Source organism: Paraburkholderia sp. BL23I1N1, assembly GCF_003610295.1.
Lineage (GTDB): Bacteria > Pseudomonadota > Gammaproteobacteria > Burkholderiales > Burkholderiaceae > Paraburkholderia.
In genome coordinates this window covers 857,033-871,400 of sequence record NZ_RAPV01000001.1, presented here as the reverse complement: position 1 = coordinate 871,400, position 14,368 = coordinate 857,033, and the positions used below count along the sequence as shown (strand labels likewise).

The window sequence follows — 14,368 nt, the reverse complement described above, 5'->3', positions numbered from 1 at the left end:
AGACCAAGTACCAAAGCGACCGCGCGACGCATAAGGAGACATGCGACGCGCAGTCAGAATACCGGGGGAACAAAAATGATCAGATTCTCAAGGACCAGTGCGCCGCGCATGGCGTTAGCGGCGATTCCAGCCGCGGCCATGCTGTTTGCGCTATCGCAGGGGGCCAGCGCGCAGACGCTCGCCGATCAATCGGTTGAAGACCGGCTGAATACGCTCATGCGTGTTGTCAGCGAGCAGCAAAAGCAGATCATCTCTCTCGAACGGCAGGTCACGAATCTCGAAATGGCGCAGCGCGGCCGCGGCGCACCAGGCTACGGCGAGCCGGCCGGCAATGGCGCCGTCGCCGAGCAACCCGGCGCAGACGGCCTGCCTGTGCCGCTGCCGCCGCTGGCCCAGGTGAACCCCGGCACTCCCGCGCCTGGCAGCAGCACGGCAACAGGCGTGCCGGTCAATCCGCCGGTGCCTGAAAACAGCGGCGGGGGCGGCCTGCCGGCCGCAACCGACGGCAGCGGCGCGGTCGGCCAGACGCAGAAGGCCGCGCAACCGGTGCGCACGCAATCGGAAGATGCGGTGGTGCAGAGCCAGCAGCACACGCCGCTGTTCGAACACAAGCTGACTCTCGACTGGGGTATCAACGATACCTACTACGACCGCCGCCAGTTGCAACTGTCCGGCTTCCTCGCGCTCGACGCGATTTTCCTCGGCAACATCAACCTCGGCGAAACCAAGTCGCACCAGGTGATGGCCGACCTCGACACGCGCTACGGTCTGACCGACCGCATCAGCGTCGACGTCGACGTGCCTTATATCTACCGGCATAGCAACTTTATCGTTGGCGGGGCCGGCGGCGCGGCGAATACGGTCTCGGACGCCTCGGCAAATTCGAGCGATATCGGCGACGTCAACTTCGGGATCTACTACCAGTTCCTGAAGGAAACCAACAATCTGCCGGACCTGGTCGCCAGCCTGCGCATCAAGGCGCCGACCGGTTCGTCGCCGTTCGGCATCAAGCTCGCGCAGGTCGATGCCAACAACACCAACCTCGTCGCGCCCACCAAGCTGCCCACCGGCACCGGCTTCTGGAACATCACGGCGGGCCTCTCGGTGTTGAAGACCTACGATCCGGTCGTGCTGTTCGGCAGCGTTTCGTACACCTACAATATTGCCCGTTCGTTCTCGGACATCTCATCGGTCATCGGCCAGACCGAACCGGCGACGGTCAAGATCGGCGACGTCGTGCAGTTCGGCGGCGGCGCGGCACTGGCATTCTCGGACAAGGACTCGGCCAGCATCTCGTACACGATGGCGCTGGAACCCGAGTCGCAGACCAAGGCGCCGGGCGGAACCTATTCGAAGGTGCCGGGCAGCGAGACCACCGCTGCCGCGTTGACCTTCGGTTTGAATCACGTAGTGAACAAGCACTTGACGATCAACGGTTCGGTGTCTGTGGGCCTCACGCCCGACACGCCGAATTTCGTGATCGGCGTGCGCTTTCCCTACACTTTTTGACGTGCCAACGATACGAGGTTGATCGTGCGCGAATCGCCCCATCTGAGCAGCGTTACACCGCCCTCCGGCGCTCATCTGTCGATTGCCCGGGCGCAGGAGGTTCCTGTGAAACGAGCAACGGAAGTCCTCGGGGGTGTCCGTCGGAAGTCTCTTTGGCGCACCCTCAGGAAGCCACTTTGGGGCGCTTGCACGAGCCTTCTGCCGCCGCCGCGAAGGAGACCGGTCTGCCGCACACGCAGACCGAACGGGTGCTGCTGTACGTCGCGCGCACGCCGGACGAAACGCTGATCGCCCATCTGAAGAGCCGCGGCTGGCACGTGATGGCGGCCCGCTCGGCGCATGAGGTCGCGCGCCTGCTCAAGCCTGACGTGGTATGCGCCGGCATTGTCGACCTGGCCAGCTTTGCGTTGCGCGACCTTGGCGGCCTCGAAGCGAGCCTGCGTCAACAGCAGATCGGCTGGATTGCGCTCGCCACCTCGGAACGCCTCGCCGACCCCGGCGTGCGGCGCCTGATCCGCCACTACTGCTTCGACTACGTCAAGACGCCGGTGGCCCACGCCACGATCGACTACCTCGCCTGTCACGCATTCGGTATGGTGACATTGTGCGATGCCGACGATGTCGCGCCGGCCACGCCCGCCGCCGACGACGACGAAGACGAAATGGTCGGGACTTGCGAAGCAATGCAGCAACTCTTTCGCACCATCCGCAAAATCGCCAATACCGATGCCAGCGTATTTATCTCGGGTGAATCCGGCACCGGCAAGGAACTCACCGCGCTGGCGATCCACGAGCGCTCGCCGCGCCGCAAGGCGCCGTTCGTCGCCATCAACTGCGGCGCGATTCCGCACCATCTGTTGCAGTCCGAACTATTTGGCTATGAACGCGGCGCGTTCACCGGCGCGAACCAGCGCAAGATCGGCCGGGTCGAGGCCGCGGACGGAGGCACCTTGCTGCTCGACGAAATCGGCGACCTGCCGATGGAAAGTCAGGCCAGTCTGCTGCGCTTTTTGCAGGAAGGCAAGATCGAACGGCTCGGCGGCCGCGAATCGATCCAGGTGGACGTGCGAATCATTTCGGCGACCCACGTGGATCTCGAGGTCGCGATGCGCGACGGACGGTTCCGCGCCGACCTGTTCCATCGCCTGTGCGTGCTGCGCGTCGACGAGCCACCACTACGTGCCCGCGGCAAGGACATCGAGATTCTGGCGCATCACATCATGCACAAGTTCAAGACCGACAGCGCGCGAAAGATCCGCGGCTTTGCGCCGTCGGCGATCGAGGCCATGTACAACTACAACTGGCCCGGCAATGTGCGCGAACTGATCAACCGGGTGCGCCGCGCGATCGTGATGGCGGAAAACAAGCTGATTTCCGCCGACGACCTCGACCTCACGCAGTTCACCGAGCAGCAGACCATGACGCTCTCGCAGGCGCGCGAAGCCGCTGAGAAGCGCACGATCGAAGCGGCGCTGCTGCGGCATCGCCACCGCCTGAACGAGGCGGCGATCGATCTGAATATCTCGCGGGTGACGCTATACCGGCTGCTGGGACACCACGGCTTGCGGGATCCGAGCGCCGCCGACGAGAAAGCGTCGCTTGAATCGTTAGCCGCCGACGAGCCTTTGCAGGAATGAGGGGGGCGCCTAGCCAGGGGCGCCTAGCCGGCTGACTTGGCGGCGCCGTTTTGCGCCTCAGGTAGAATCATCCCGGTTACGTTCCCCTTTCCATTCGATGACGACGCTCACCCTGATCGTCGCTCGCGCCAATAACGGCGTGATCGGCCGCGACAACCAGTTGCCTTGGCGACTTCCCGAAGACCTCGCGTTCTTCAAGCGCACCACGATGGGCGCGCCCATCATCATGGGCCGCAAGACGCATGAATCGATCGGCCGGCCGTTGCCGGGACGCCGCAACATTGTCGTGACACGGGATGCCACGCGGCGCTTTCAGGGCTGCGACGCGGCCACCACCCTCGAAGACGCGCTGAAGCTCGCCGCTCAGGATCAGGCGCCGGAGGCGTTTCTGATCGGTGGCGCGCAACTGTATGCTGAAGGGTTGCGTCAGGCGGACAAGCTGATCATCACCGAGATTTCCGCCGACTTCGAAGGCGACGCCACCTTCCCTGAACTTGATGAAGACGAGTGGGAAGAAGTCGCGCACGAGACACATCGCGCGGACGCGCCGAATGACTTCGATTACGCGTTCGTGACGTATAAGCGTAAGGGCGTGTGAGGGTGTTGCGCGGCGTCTGACTGGCGGGCTGCGCTTCGCGAATTCGTCACCGGCCACTACACATGCACGCATAAAAAAACGCCACGCAATGACTTGCGTGGCGTTTCTGTTTGCAGCCTTCCTGCGGCCCCGCTGCGGCCGCTACAAGCGTCGCGCTTACTGCCCCGCGATCGTCATCCGTTCGATCAGCACCGAACCCGTTTCCTTGGTGCCGCGCGTGATCGTATCCGCGCCGATCGCGACGATATGGCGGAACATCTCCTGCAGCGTGCTCGCCACGGTGATTTCCTCGACCGGATACTGGATCTTGCCGTTCTCGACCCAGAAACCCGACGCGCCGCGCGAATAATCGCCCGTCACGTAGTTCACGCCCTGCCCCATCAGCTCGGTCAGCAACAGGCCCGTGCCGAGCTTCTTCAGCATTGCCTCGAAGTCGTCTTCCGGACGCGTCTTCGAGCTGCGCAGCGACAGATTGTGCGAGCCGCCGGCGTTGCCGGTGGTCTGCATGCCGAGCTTGCGCGCCGAGTAGGTGGACAGGAAGTAGCCTTCCACCACACCGTCTTTCACCACCGAACGCTGTTTGGTCCGCACGCCTTCCTCGTCGAACGGCGCGCTGCCCATGGCACGCGCGACGTGCGGATCTTCGACCACCTGGACGTGCGGCGCGAACACCGGCTTGCCGAGGCTGTCGACGAGGAACGAGGTCTTGCGGTACAGCGCGCCGCCGCTCGTTGCCTGAACGAACGCGCCGAGAATGCCGGCGGCGAGCGGCGCCTCGAACAGCACCGGCACTTTGCGCGTGTCGAGCCCGCGCGCGCCGATGCGCGAGAGCGCCCGTTGCGCCGCGTAACGGCCCACCGCTTCCGGATTGGCAAGATCGGCCGCGCTGCGGGTCGACGTGTACCAGTCGTCGCGCTGCATGTTGCGGCCGCTGCCGGCGATCGGCGCGCACGCAACGTAGTGGCGCGAGTACGGATAGCCGGCGAGGAAGCCGCGCGAGGTGGCCAGCACGAATTGCGAGTGCTGCGCCGAGACGCTCGCGCCCTCCGAATTCTTGATCTGCGGATCGGTCGCGAACGCGGCGTCTTCCGAGCGGCGGGCGATTTCCACTGCTTCGTCCGCGGAGAGGTTCCACGGGTGATACAGATCGAGATCGCGCGGCGCGGTTTCGAGCAATTCCGCTTCGGCGAGACCCGCGCAGTCGTCTTCTGCCGTGAAGCGGGCGATGTTGTACGCCGCCGCGACCGTGTCCTTCAAAGCCTGCGACGAAAAGTCCGAGGTGCTCGCGTTGCCGCGCTTGTTGCCGATGAACACCGTCACGCCGACCATCTTGTCGCGGTTGTGTTCGATCGTCTCGACTTCGCCGCGCCGCACGGAGACGGACAGCCCGTCGCCTTCGGAAATCTCGGTCGCCGCGTCGGTACCGCCGAGCGACTTCGCGTGACGAAGGATGTCCGAGGCGATTTCCTTCAGTTCATCCTGGGTATGCGGAAAAAAGCGCTGCTTGACGTCCATGTCTGCTGCCATTGTCGTTGCCGTCCTGTTCGGGGCCGAGCGGCCCTGTGTGTTCGCCCATGCCACGCACATGCGCTCGCATTTTACGCGCGCCCTGTGCGTGCTCATTTGCGTGCTTATTCGCGTAGTGACGCATCCCGCGATCATAGCAAGGTACGCGAAGCTGTACCTGGCATTCGCTGAGCCTTGATGCGCCGCGGCGCTGTGCCCGGCTTTGGCCTGGATTGCCGGGATTGCCTGGCTTGCCGCGATTCTCCAAAACGCGCGCGCGAAGCCTTGTGCACAGCAGCACGGCGGGTTCGGCGTGCGCGGCACGCTACAATATCGGTATGACACGCAAAACCCGCATTCAACCCATCGAGTCCGCCGAGCCGGAAGTCGACGAGAACGGCTACGACCGTCCCAGCAAGTCCCAGCTCAAGCGCGAAATGCACGAGCTGCAGGAACTGGGCTCGGCGCTGATCGCCCTGCCCAAAGACGCGCTCAAGCGCATGCCGATGCCCGAAAAGCTCGACGACGCCGTGCGCGAAGCGCGCCGCATCACCGATCACGAGGGCAAGCGCCGCCAGGTGCAGTACGTCGGGCGCGTGATGCGCTCGCTGCTGGAAGAGGAAACCGCCGCGCTGCGCACCGCGCTCGACACCTATAACGGGGTTAACAAAGCGGAAACGGCCAAGCTGCACTGGATTGAGCGCACCCGCGAAAAAACTGCTCGCCGACGACGCCGCGCTGACCGACTTCATCCGCCAGCACCCGAACGCCGATCCGCAGCAGGGCCGCACGCTGATCCGCAACGCCCGCAAGGAAGCGCAGCAAAGCAAGCCGCCGCGCTATTTCCGCGAGCTGTTCCAGTGGATCAAAAACGCCGACGGCCCGTCCGCCGCGACCGATTCCGATGCCGAAGACGGCCTGGAAGGAGACGATAACAACGATGACGACCGCGACGCGTAAGGCGACACGTCAGCATCCGGACGAAATCGTGATCGGCCTCGTGTCGATCAGCGACCGCGCGTCCGCCGGCGTGTATGAGGACAAAGGCATTCCGGCCCTGCAGGAATGGCTCGGCGCGGCCCTGACCTCGCCGTTTCAGGTGGTGACGCGCCTGATTCAGGACGACGCGCCCACGATCTCCGCCACGCTGATCGAACTGGTAGACGAAGTAGGCTGCGATCTGGTGCTGACCACTGGCGGCACCGGCCCGTCGCGCCGCGACGTCACGCCGGAAGCGACCCTGGCGGTAGCGACAAAGGAAATGCCCGGTTTCGGCGAGCAGATGCGGCAGATCAGCCTGAGTTTCGTGCCGACCGCGATTCTGTCGCGCCAGGTGGCGGTGATTCGCGAAACCGCGGAACATGCGGCGCTGATCGTCAATCTGCCCGGCCAGCCGAAGTCGATCAAGGAAACGCTCGAAGGCTTGCGTGACGCCGAAGCGGGCGGCGCCGTGAAGGTGCCGGGCATTTTCGCCGCGGTGCCCTATTGCATCGACCTGATCGGCGGCCCGTATGTCGAGACGAACGCCGACGTGGTGAAGGCGTTCCGGCCGAAGAACGCGCAGCGCGCGCCTCGGCAGGGTTGAAGCTGGAACGGCCGCTGATGGGCTATTCCACGAGTTATTCCGCGGCGGGCGTTTCCGGAACCTGCGAGGCCGCCGGAATCAGGAAGTGCTCGCGGTAGTATTTCAGCTCGTCGATCGATTCGTGGATGTCGGCCAGCGCGGTGTGCATCGCGCGTTTCTGGAAACCCTTGTAGATTGCCGGCTGCCAGCGGCGGCACAATTCCTTCAGCGTGCTGACGTCGAGATTGCGGTAATGGAAGAAGCGTTCCAGATCCGGCATCCAGCGCGCCATAAAGCGGCGGTCCTGGCAGATCGAATTGCCGCACATCGGCGATTTGCCAGGCGGCACATAAGCGCTAAGAAAATCGCGAATCTGTTCGGTGGCATCGGCTTCGCTCACCGTCGAGGCCTTCACGCGATCGATCAGGCCCGAGCGGCCATGCGTGTTCTGGTTCCACTGATCCATTTTGGCGAGCGTCTCGTCGCTCTGGTGAATCGCCAGCACCGGGCCTTCGACCAGCCGGTCGAGTGTCGAATTCGTCACCACCACCGCGATTTCGATGATGCGGTCGGTGTCCGGCTCGAGCCCGGTCATTTCCATGTCCAGCCAGACGAGATTCATGTCGCTGCGCACGAGCGGCGGCTGTTCGGTGGATGCGAGGATGTCAGTCATGAAGGCAACCCTGATGGCCGGGCAAACGGCTTCGCTGGAAGCGAGGCTTGCCGCGGCGATTGTTCGTATGAGATCGGTTTGAGGTGGCTTGAGCCGGTTCGGGCCGGCTCGGGCCGGTTTAGCCTTATCCCCCGCCGCCAGGCGGGAAGAAACATATAATTCTCGCATAGATACCACGGAATCCCCGGATGCCTACCCTGTACTTCACTGTTCTGTTCGTCGTCGCCGTCGTGGCAATGGTCGGCACCAAATTGTGGCTCGCGTCGCGGCAGATCCGCTTCGTCGCCGGCCATCGCGGGCAGGTGCCGAGCCAGTTTGCCGGCACCATCGCGCTCACCGCGCACCAGCGTGCCGCGGACTACACCGTTGAACGCACGCGCCTCACGATGATCGAGATCGTCGTCGGCGCGGCGGTCCTGATTGGGCTGACGCTGCTGGGCGGCGTTCAGGCGCTCGATCTGGCCATCTCCAACTGGCTCGGTCGGGGCTACGCCGGCCAGATCGCACTGGTCGCGGCGGTCATCGCGATCACCGGCGCGATCGATCTGCCGTTCGAGTACTACCGTCAATTCGTGGTCGAGCAGCGTTTCGGCTTCAACCGGATGAGCAAGGGTATTTTCTTTCTCGACCGGATCAAGGGCCTGCTGCTCGGCGCCGCGTTCGGCCTGCCGCTGCTGTTCGTCGTGCTGTGGCTGATGAGCGAGGCCGGCAGCCTGTGGTGGCTGTGGGCGTGGATCGTCTGGGTTGTGTTCCAGATGCTCGTGCTCGTGCTGTATCCGTCGTTCATCGCGCCGCTCTTCAACAAGTTCGAGCCGCTCAAGGACGAAGCCCTGAAAAGCCGCATCGAAGCGTTGATGCAGCGCTGCGGTTTCGCCGCGAAAGGCCTGTTCGTGATGGACGGCAGCCGCCGTTCGGCGCATGGCAACGCCTATTTCACCGGCTTCGGCGCGGCCAAGCGGATCGTGTTTTTCGACACGCTGCTCGCGCGCCTGTCGGGCAACGAGATCGAAGCGGTACTCGCGCACGAACTCGGCCACTTCAAGCGCCGTCACGTGATCAAGCGGATGGTTGTCATGTTCGCGATCAGCCTCGCAATGCTCGCGCTGCTCGGCTGGCTGACGCAATGCGTGTGGTTCTATGAAGGACTGGGCGTGCGACCGTCGCTGATCGGCGGCAATAGCGGCCTCGCGCTGGTGCTGTTCTTCCTCGCGCTGCCGGTGTTCCTGTTCTTCGTCACGCCGCTCGGCAGCCTCAGCTCGCGCAAGCACGAGTTCGAAGCCGACGCGTTCGCCGCCACGCAAACCGATGCGCAAGATCTCATCAACGCGCTCGTCAAACTGTATGAGGACAACGCGTCGACCCTGACGCCCGATCCGCTCTACACCGCGTTCTATTACTCGCATCCGCCGGCGTCGCAGCGGATCGACCGCCTGCTGCGGCACGCATGAGCGGCCGCTCCCCGAAAGCGCCGCGCGCGCCGTCCAGCACGCGCGTAGGCGGCCTCGTCATTGCCGCGCATGGGCGCCACTACCTGGTCGCGCCGGAAGACGGCAGCCCGATGCTCCAGTGTTTCCCGCGCGGCAAGCGCAGCGAAGTCGCGGTCGGCGATCGCGTGATTTATGAGCCGACTTCGGCGGATCAGGGCGTGATCGTCGAGATCGGCGAACGGCGCAATCTGCTGTATCGCTCGGATCAGTACAAGTCGAAACTGTTTGCCGCGAATCTCGATCAGTTGCTGATCGTGCTCGCTACAGAGCCGCATTTCAGCGAGGACCTGTTGGGCCGCGCGTTAGTCGCTGCTGAGGCGAACGAACTGAAGCCGTTGATCGTGCTGAACAAGATCGACGTGACCGGTGCGCTCGAGAGTGCGCGCAAGCGGCTCGAATCGTATCGCGCACTCGGCTACACCGTCGTCGAAGTGTCGATCAAGACGCTGCCTGACGCCGCACGACCCGCTTTGCTCGAACATCTGCAAGGCCACTCGACGCTGCTACTCGGCCAGTCCGGCATGGGCAAATCGACGTTGGTGAACCTGCTGATTCCGGATGCCGAGGTCGCCACACGCGAGATCTCGACCGCGTTGAACAGCGGGCGGCATACTACGACCTTCACGCGGCTCTACCCTTTGCCGGGTGGCGACGGCGGTGCGTTGATCGATTCGCCGGGCTTCCAGGAATTCGGCCTGCATCATCTGACCGAAGGTCGGCTCGAACGCGCGTTTCCCGAGTTCCGGCCGCTGCTGCCGAACTGCCGCTTCTACAACTGCCATCACTTGCAGGAGCCGGGCTGCGCGATTCTCGAAGCGGTCGCCGACGGCCAAATCCGGTGCGAACGGCACGCCCTGTATGCGCAACTGGTGCACGAAGCCAGCCAGATCGTGCGCTAAGGCGCGTCGCGGCCAACTCATGGACTCACGATGAAATTGATGCGCGCGCCGAATCTGATCATCGGACAGCATTGGGTCAATGTGCTGCAGACGGCGGGCATCGCTTGCGAGTTGCATAACCGTTATCTGAACGGCGCGCTCGGCGATATTCCGGCGGATCAGTGCGCGCCGGAGCTATGGCTCGTCGATGAACGCGATGAGGTGATGGCGCGGCGGTTGATCGATGCGGCTTCGCATGGACCGGCGGCGGGCTCGCCGTCGTGGCAATGCCGCCAGTGCGGGGAGACGCTCGAGGCACAGTTCACGGTGTGCTGGCAGTGCGGGACGGCGCGGGATCCGCTGGATGGGTGAAGCGGGTGGGCGCGGTGCGCGTGACAGGCGGTGAAGCCGCTATGGCGTTGCGTTAGTTACGCGCTGATTCAAGCGAACCGCTTCAGGCGAGCCAGACCGCAATCGTCAGCATCAGCAGCAAGATCATCCACAGCACCACCGCGCGCCACACGAGACCGACCGCCGATTGCAGCGTGCGCGGCGTGCAGTCGTCGCCCACCTGCATCGGGCCACCGTCGCCCGTGGCGAGCGCGTCAAGGCTCGACGGTTCAGCGAGCGGCCCACTCAGACGTGCGCCGAGCGCCCCACTGCCCGCAGCCAGCAACACGCCGTCGTTCGCATCCGGCCACTGACGCGCGTGGTTGCGCCATGCATAAATCGCGTCTTCGAAATTACCGACAATCGCAAAACCTAGCGACGTGAGCCGCGCCGGCACCCAGTCGATCACGAAAAAAGCGCGCTGCGCGAAACTCGAAAACGCCACGGTGCGATCGTCGACCGGACGCGCCCATGCACGCGCCAGATACTCGGCGATCCGATACAGCACCGCGCCCGCCGGCCCGACCGGAATCAGGAACCAGAAGAACACACCAAACACATGCCGATGCGAGGCGACCACGGCGTGAATCAGCGTATGACGCACGATCTCGCTGACGGGCATGTCGACGGTGTCGAGCCCTGTCCATTCGTGCAGGATTTCACGCGCGCGCGGCACATCGTCGTTATTCAACGCGAGGTGGATATCGGTGAAGTAATGGCTGAACTGCCGGAAGCCGAGCGTGAAGTACAACACCGCGACGTTCCACAGGAACGCCAGCGCAAAGTGAATGTGATAAAGCACGTAGTAGACGAGCGCGACGGCCAGCGTCCACGGCACCACAACCACGAGCCACGCGAGCAGGCCATGCTTGGGCTTGCCGGCATCGAATCCGTGCGCCGCCGACTCCGCATGGTATTGAAGCAACGCGGACACCGGATTGTTCGGCGATAGCGCGCGTACCTGTTCAATGATCAGAGCCAGCAATACGGAGAAAAAAGTCATGCGATGCGCCGTGCTTTTCGAGTTTTTACGATTGTTTTATAACGATAGCACAGGGCCGGATGCGACTGAGCGCAGACGTTGACAAACACCCAACAACTGCACAAACCGGCGCAGCTCACGCCGCGAGAAAGCGATAGAAGTTGCGCAGCATCGCCGCTGTCGCGCCCCAGATGAAATAATGGCCGCCCAATTCGTCGCTATCTTCGGCTTCCGCCGAAACGGCGCGCGGATAGGGCATCGCGAAGAAGCGGCGCTCGCCGCCTTCGTAACGAAACACGCGCTCCTCATGATGCGCGGGGTTCATCAGGAAAGCGAGCGGCACTTCGAAGACTTCGGCTACTTCGAATGCATCCGCTTTCAACGTGAAGGGCGGATGCACGAGACCGATGACGGGCGTCACGCGAAACCCGGTGCCCGTCAGATAGTCGGGCAACGCACCAAGAATTTCAACGCGCGACGGATCGAGACCGACTTCTTCCTGCGCCTCGCGCAATGCCGTAGCGGTCGCATCCGCGTCGAACGGTTCGTGACGGCCGCCGGGAAAGCTCACCTGCCCGGCGTGGTCGTTCAGATGGTCGGCACGTTGGGTCAGCAGCACGGTGAGGCCGTTGTCGCGCACGACCAGCGGCACCAACACGGCGGCAACGCGCGGATCGACGTGCTTATCGCGCCAGGGCGCTTCGATAATCGGTTCTGGCGTCCAGTCAAGACGCTGCTTGAAACGCCCACGCAGACCATCGGGCGTCAGGCGCCCGGCAAGCACCGGTGGCAGATTGGCACCCGTCGCTTCGACAGGCAGAGTTTCAGGCTCAAAGGCGGGGCGGATCAACGGGTCTCTCGGAATGAGCGGATAGTGAACATGCCGCTATTTTGACCTGGCAAACAAAAAAGCACCCGCGAGGGGTGCTTTTTCTTACAGCTTTTACGCTTCCGGAGCAGCGCGGTCTTTCTTCGCGACCAGCTTTTCCTTGATTCGAGCCGACTTGCCCGAACGGTCGCGCAGGTAGTACAGCTTCGCGCGACGCACATCGCCACGACGCTTCACGACGATGCTTGCCAGCAGCGGCGAGTACGTCTGGAACGTACGCTCGACGCCTTCGCCCGACGAAATCTTGCGGACGATGAACGACGAATTCAGACCACGGTTACGCTTGGCGATCACGACGCCTTCGTAAGCCTGAACACGCTTACGCGTACCTTCAACCACGTTCACGCTGACGATCACCGTATCGCCGGGGGCGAATTCGGGGATGGTCTTCTCGCCGAGGGCGCGGCCGATTTCTTCCTGCTCGAGTATTGCAATCAGATTCATCACTGACTCCTAAGTCCATCTTGTCGGCGTTCGTACCTGCCGCGCGCTGGTTTTACCTGTTGCGCCTGGCTACGGCCCCGATAGAGGATGGGTTCACATCTGGCGCCGTACACGCATGTGCGGCACCGCCTATGTCCGCTCGAAAGACCAAGGCTTTACGCCTTCGACACTTCCTTCGCGAGACTTGTAAGCCATGCCTCGTCGGCACGGCTCAACATCTTGTTTTTTCTGGCCTTCACGATCAGATCGGGCCGCTTGTTCAACGTATTGCGCAAAGCCTCACGCCGGCGCCACGCTTCGATTTCCGCATGATGGCCGCCGAGCAGCACATCGGGTACACGCACGCCGTTGTATTCCTCCGGTCGCGTGTAATGCGGACAATCCAGCAGCACGTCAACGAAACTGTCCTGTACCGCCGATTGCGAATCGTTCAGCACGCCGGGCAACTGACGCACTACGGCATCCATCAACGCCATGGCCGGCAATTCGCCGCCGGACAGCACGAAGTCGCCGAGACTGACTTCTTCGTCGACGACACGGTCGAGCAAGCGCTGATCGATCGCTTCATAGCGCCCGCACAACAGGATCAGACCGGGTTCGGCCGCGAACTGCATGACACGATCGTGATTCAGTGTGGCGCCTTGCGGCGACATCATCACGACGCGCGACGCGCCGATGCCCTGCTCCGCCTGCGCCGCTTTCGCCGCGCCGATCGCGTCTTCCAGGGGCTTGGCCAGCATGACCATGCCGGGGCCGCCGCCGTAGGGGCGATCGTCGATTGTGCGGTAGTTGTCCGTGGTGAAATCGCGGGGATTCCACGTACGCAACCCGTAGCGCTCCTGCTTCGCCGCACGGCTGGTGATACCCCAGTCGGTCAGCGCAAGAAACATGTCAGGAAAGAGCGTCACGACATCGAACTGCATCGCTCTCTCCAGTCAGCGAATTATTTAGTAATCGGCTTCCCAGTCGACGATGATCTGCTTCGCCGCCTGATCCACCGTTTTGACAAAGACGCCGACGAACGGGATCAAGCGCTCGCCGGTGACCGGCTTACCGTTTTTGTCGGTATCCGGGTATTCGATGCGCAACACCGAGTGCGCACCGTTGTCGATCATGTCTGCAACCTTGCCGAGGTTGACCCCGGCAACATTCACCACATCCAGGCCGAGCAGGTCGACCCAGTAGAATTCGTCGGCTTCGAGAGCCGGAAATTCGCTGCGGCTGATATAAACGCGCGTGCCGCGCAGCGCCAATGCCACATCGCGATCAGTTACACCGCCCAGATGGGCAACGACACTGTCGCTATGCGTTTTTGCCTGCAATGACGGCGCCGACTTGCGCTCGTGGCCTTTCATCAGCCACCAGCGCTTCGCGCTTAGCAACGCGTCTCCGCCACGCCCGGCATCCGCATGAGCGGCTACCTTGACCCAGCCTTTGAGGCCGTAAGCGTCGACGATTGCACCGACCTCGACCGCGTCGGCCGGCCAGCTTTCCACCGTTTCCGCTCGCATTTCTGCTGCGCCGGAAGCGGCGTTTGCAACTTTGGCTTTCGCCTTGCCTTCGGCAGCCTCGACCGGTTTGCGGACGAATGCACCGAACGGCGCCTGACCAGACGTCTTCGCGCGCGGGGCTGTTACTTTTGCCTTTGCGCGACCTGAACCGCCGGAATCACGCTCAGACATAAGAACACCTCGAAGAGAACCTCGCTGCCACCTTCGACGCCTGCTTCAGCAAAACTCGCGCATCGGACTGCTCACGCAAGCTGCGCGAGCCGCCGGCCGAACCGACGACGATACACATGCAAGCTGCCA

14 protein-coding genes and 1 pseudogene are annotated in these 14,368 nt (G+C 63.2%); 8 read left to right on the top strand and 7 right to left on the bottom strand.

Annotated elements, in window-relative coordinates; genetic code table 11:
- Nucleotides 1-75: 75 nt before the first annotated feature.
- From B0G76_RS04180 to B0G76_RS04170, 3 genes are all read left to right on the top strand, one after another.
- The gene (locus tag B0G76_RS04180) at nt 76-1,509 is read left to right on the top strand and encodes a hypothetical protein (protein ID WP_259460497.1); all 1,434 of its coding nucleotides are present in this window, start codon (nt 76-78) and stop codon (nt 1,507-1,509) included.
- 185 nt (nt 1,510-1,694) lie between these two features.
- Complete coding sequence (locus B0G76_RS04175; RefSeq protein WP_409076745.1) at nt 1,695-3,146, top strand: sigma 54-interacting transcriptional regulator; 1,452 nt, start codon at nt 1,695-1,697, stop codon at nt 3,144-3,146.
- Nucleotides 3,147-3,243: 97 nt separating this feature from the next.
- Nucleotides 3,244-3,744: a dihydrofolate reductase gene (locus B0G76_RS04170; RefSeq protein ID WP_120290338.1), complete on the top strand. Its 501-nt coding sequence runs from the start codon at nt 3,244-3,246 to the stop codon at nt 3,742-3,744.
- A gap of 156 nt (nt 3,745-3,900) precedes the next feature.
- On the opposite strand, the gene pmbA is transcribed toward B0G76_RS04170, so the two are convergent.
- Nucleotides 3,901-5,271: a metalloprotease PmbA gene (gene pmbA, locus B0G76_RS04165; RefSeq protein ID WP_120290336.1), complete on the bottom strand. Its 1,371-nt coding sequence runs from the start codon at nt 5,269-5,271 to the stop codon at nt 3,901-3,903.
- 317 nt (nt 5,272-5,588) lie between these two features.
- Here pmbA and yjgA point away from each other — a divergent pair.
- Both yjgA and mog read left to right on the top strand, forming a co-directional pair.
- Nucleotides 5,589-6,210, top strand: a pseudogene (gene yjgA / locus B0G76_RS04160) (ribosome biogenesis factor YjgA).
- Entirely contained in the window at nt 6,191-6,835 is a 645-nt protein-coding gene (mog, locus tag B0G76_RS04155) for a molybdopterin adenylyltransferase (RefSeq protein WP_120290334.1), read from the top strand. The pseudogene yjgA and the gene mog overlap by 20 nt, the downstream one beginning before the upstream one ends.
- A gap of 34 nt (nt 6,836-6,869) precedes the next feature.
- On the opposite strand, the gene orn is transcribed toward mog, so the two are convergent.
- The gene (gene orn / locus B0G76_RS04150; RefSeq protein ID WP_120290332.1) at nt 6,870-7,487 is read right to left on the bottom strand and encodes an oligoribonuclease; all 618 of its coding nucleotides are present in this window, start codon (nt 7,485-7,487) and stop codon (nt 6,870-6,872) included.
- A gap of 188 nt (nt 7,488-7,675) precedes the next feature.
- Here orn and B0G76_RS04145 point away from each other — a divergent pair, with 188 nt between their 5' ends.
- Genes B0G76_RS04145 through B0G76_RS04135 form a run of 3 tightly spaced genes read left to right on the top strand, consistent with a single transcriptional unit; the run spans nt 7,676 to nt 10,224 of the window.
- Nucleotides 7,676-8,935, top strand: coding sequence for a M48 family metallopeptidase (locus B0G76_RS04145; RefSeq protein WP_120290330.1), 1,260 nt, complete (start codon nt 7,676-7,678; stop codon nt 8,933-8,935).
- Complete coding sequence (gene rsgA, locus B0G76_RS04140) at nt 8,932-9,873, top strand: ribosome small subunit-dependent GTPase A (protein ID WP_120290328.1); 942 nt, start codon at nt 8,932-8,934, stop codon at nt 9,871-9,873. Before B0G76_RS04145 ends, rsgA begins: the two co-directional genes overlap by 4 nt.
- A gap of 30 nt (nt 9,874-9,903) precedes the next feature.
- Entirely contained in the window at nt 9,904-10,224 is a 321-nt protein-coding gene (locus B0G76_RS04135; protein WP_120290326.1) for a putative signal transducing protein, read from the top strand.
- Between the two features lie 82 nt (nt 10,225-10,306).
- On the opposite strand, the gene B0G76_RS04130 is transcribed toward B0G76_RS04135, so the two are convergent.
- The 5 genes from B0G76_RS04130 to rimM all read right to left on the bottom strand — a co-directional run bounded on the left by B0G76_RS04130 (nt 10,307) and on the right by rimM (nt 14,239).
- The gene (locus B0G76_RS04130; protein ID WP_120290324.1) at nt 10,307-11,245 is read right to left on the bottom strand and encodes a CobD/CbiB family protein; all 939 of its coding nucleotides are present in this window, start codon (nt 11,243-11,245) and stop codon (nt 10,307-10,309) included.
- Between the two features lie 115 nt (nt 11,246-11,360).
- Nucleotides 11,361-12,074 (bottom strand): CoA pyrophosphatase, encoded by a 714-nt coding sequence (locus tag B0G76_RS04125; RefSeq protein ID WP_120290322.1) that lies wholly within the window; start codon nt 12,072-12,074, stop codon nt 11,361-11,363.
- A 93-nt stretch (nt 12,075-12,167) separates the two neighbouring features.
- Nucleotides 12,168-12,557, bottom strand: a complete 390-nt coding sequence (gene rplS / locus B0G76_RS04120) for a 50S ribosomal protein L19 (protein ID WP_012433948.1) — start codon at nt 12,555-12,557, stop codon at nt 12,168-12,170.
- 155 nt (nt 12,558-12,712) lie between these two features.
- Nucleotides 12,713-13,480 carry a tRNA (guanosine(37)-N1)-methyltransferase TrmD gene (gene trmD, locus B0G76_RS04115; RefSeq protein ID WP_120290320.1) on the bottom strand — a complete coding sequence of 256 codons (768 nt, stop codon included), beginning with the start codon at nt 13,478-13,480 and terminating at the stop codon, nt 12,713-12,715.
- 24 nt (nt 13,481-13,504) lie between these two features.
- The gene (rimM, locus tag B0G76_RS04110; protein WP_120290318.1) at nt 13,505-14,239 is read right to left on the bottom strand and encodes a ribosome maturation factor RimM; all 735 of its coding nucleotides are present in this window, start codon (nt 14,237-14,239) and stop codon (nt 13,505-13,507) included.
- Nucleotides 14,240-14,368 lie beyond the last annotated feature (129 nt).

Coding starts and splice junctions, on each gene's coding strand:
- B0G76_RS04180 (WP_259460497.1), top strand. CDS start 76: ATGATCAGATTCTCAAGGACCAGTGCGCCGCGCATGGCGTTAGCGGCG.
- B0G76_RS04170 (WP_120290338.1), top strand. CDS start 3,244: ATGACGACGCTCACCCTGATCGTCGCTCGCGCCAATAACGGCGTGATC.
- pmbA (WP_120290336.1), bottom strand. CDS start 5,271: ATGGCAGCAGACATGGACGTCAAGCAGCGCTTTTTTCCGCATACCCAG.
- mog (WP_120290334.1), top strand. CDS start 6,191: ATGACGACCGCGACGCGTAAGGCGACACGTCAGCATCCGGACGAAATC.
- orn (WP_120290332.1), bottom strand. CDS start 7,487: ATGACTGACATCCTCGCATCCACCGAACAGCCGCCGCTCGTGCGCAGC.
- B0G76_RS04145 (WP_120290330.1), top strand. CDS start 7,676: ATGCCTACCCTGTACTTCACTGTTCTGTTCGTCGTCGCCGTCGTGGCA.
- rsgA (WP_120290328.1), top strand. CDS start 8,932: ATGAGCGGCCGCTCCCCGAAAGCGCCGCGCGCGCCGTCCAGCACGCGC.
- B0G76_RS04135 (WP_120290326.1), top strand. CDS start 9,904: ATGAAATTGATGCGCGCGCCGAATCTGATCATCGGACAGCATTGGGTC.
- B0G76_RS04130 (WP_120290324.1), bottom strand. CDS start 11,245: ATGACTTTTTTCTCCGTATTGCTGGCTCTGATCATTGAACAGGTACGC.
- rplS (WP_012433948.1), bottom strand. CDS start 12,557: ATGAATCTGATTGCAATACTCGAGCAGGAAGAAATCGGCCGCGCCCTC.
- trmD (WP_120290320.1), bottom strand. CDS start 13,480: ATGCAGTTCGATGTCGTGACGCTCTTTCCTGACATGTTTCTTGCGCTG.
- rimM (WP_120290318.1), bottom strand. CDS start 14,239: ATGTCTGAGCGTGATTCCGGCGGTTCAGGTCGCGCAAAGGCAAAAGTA.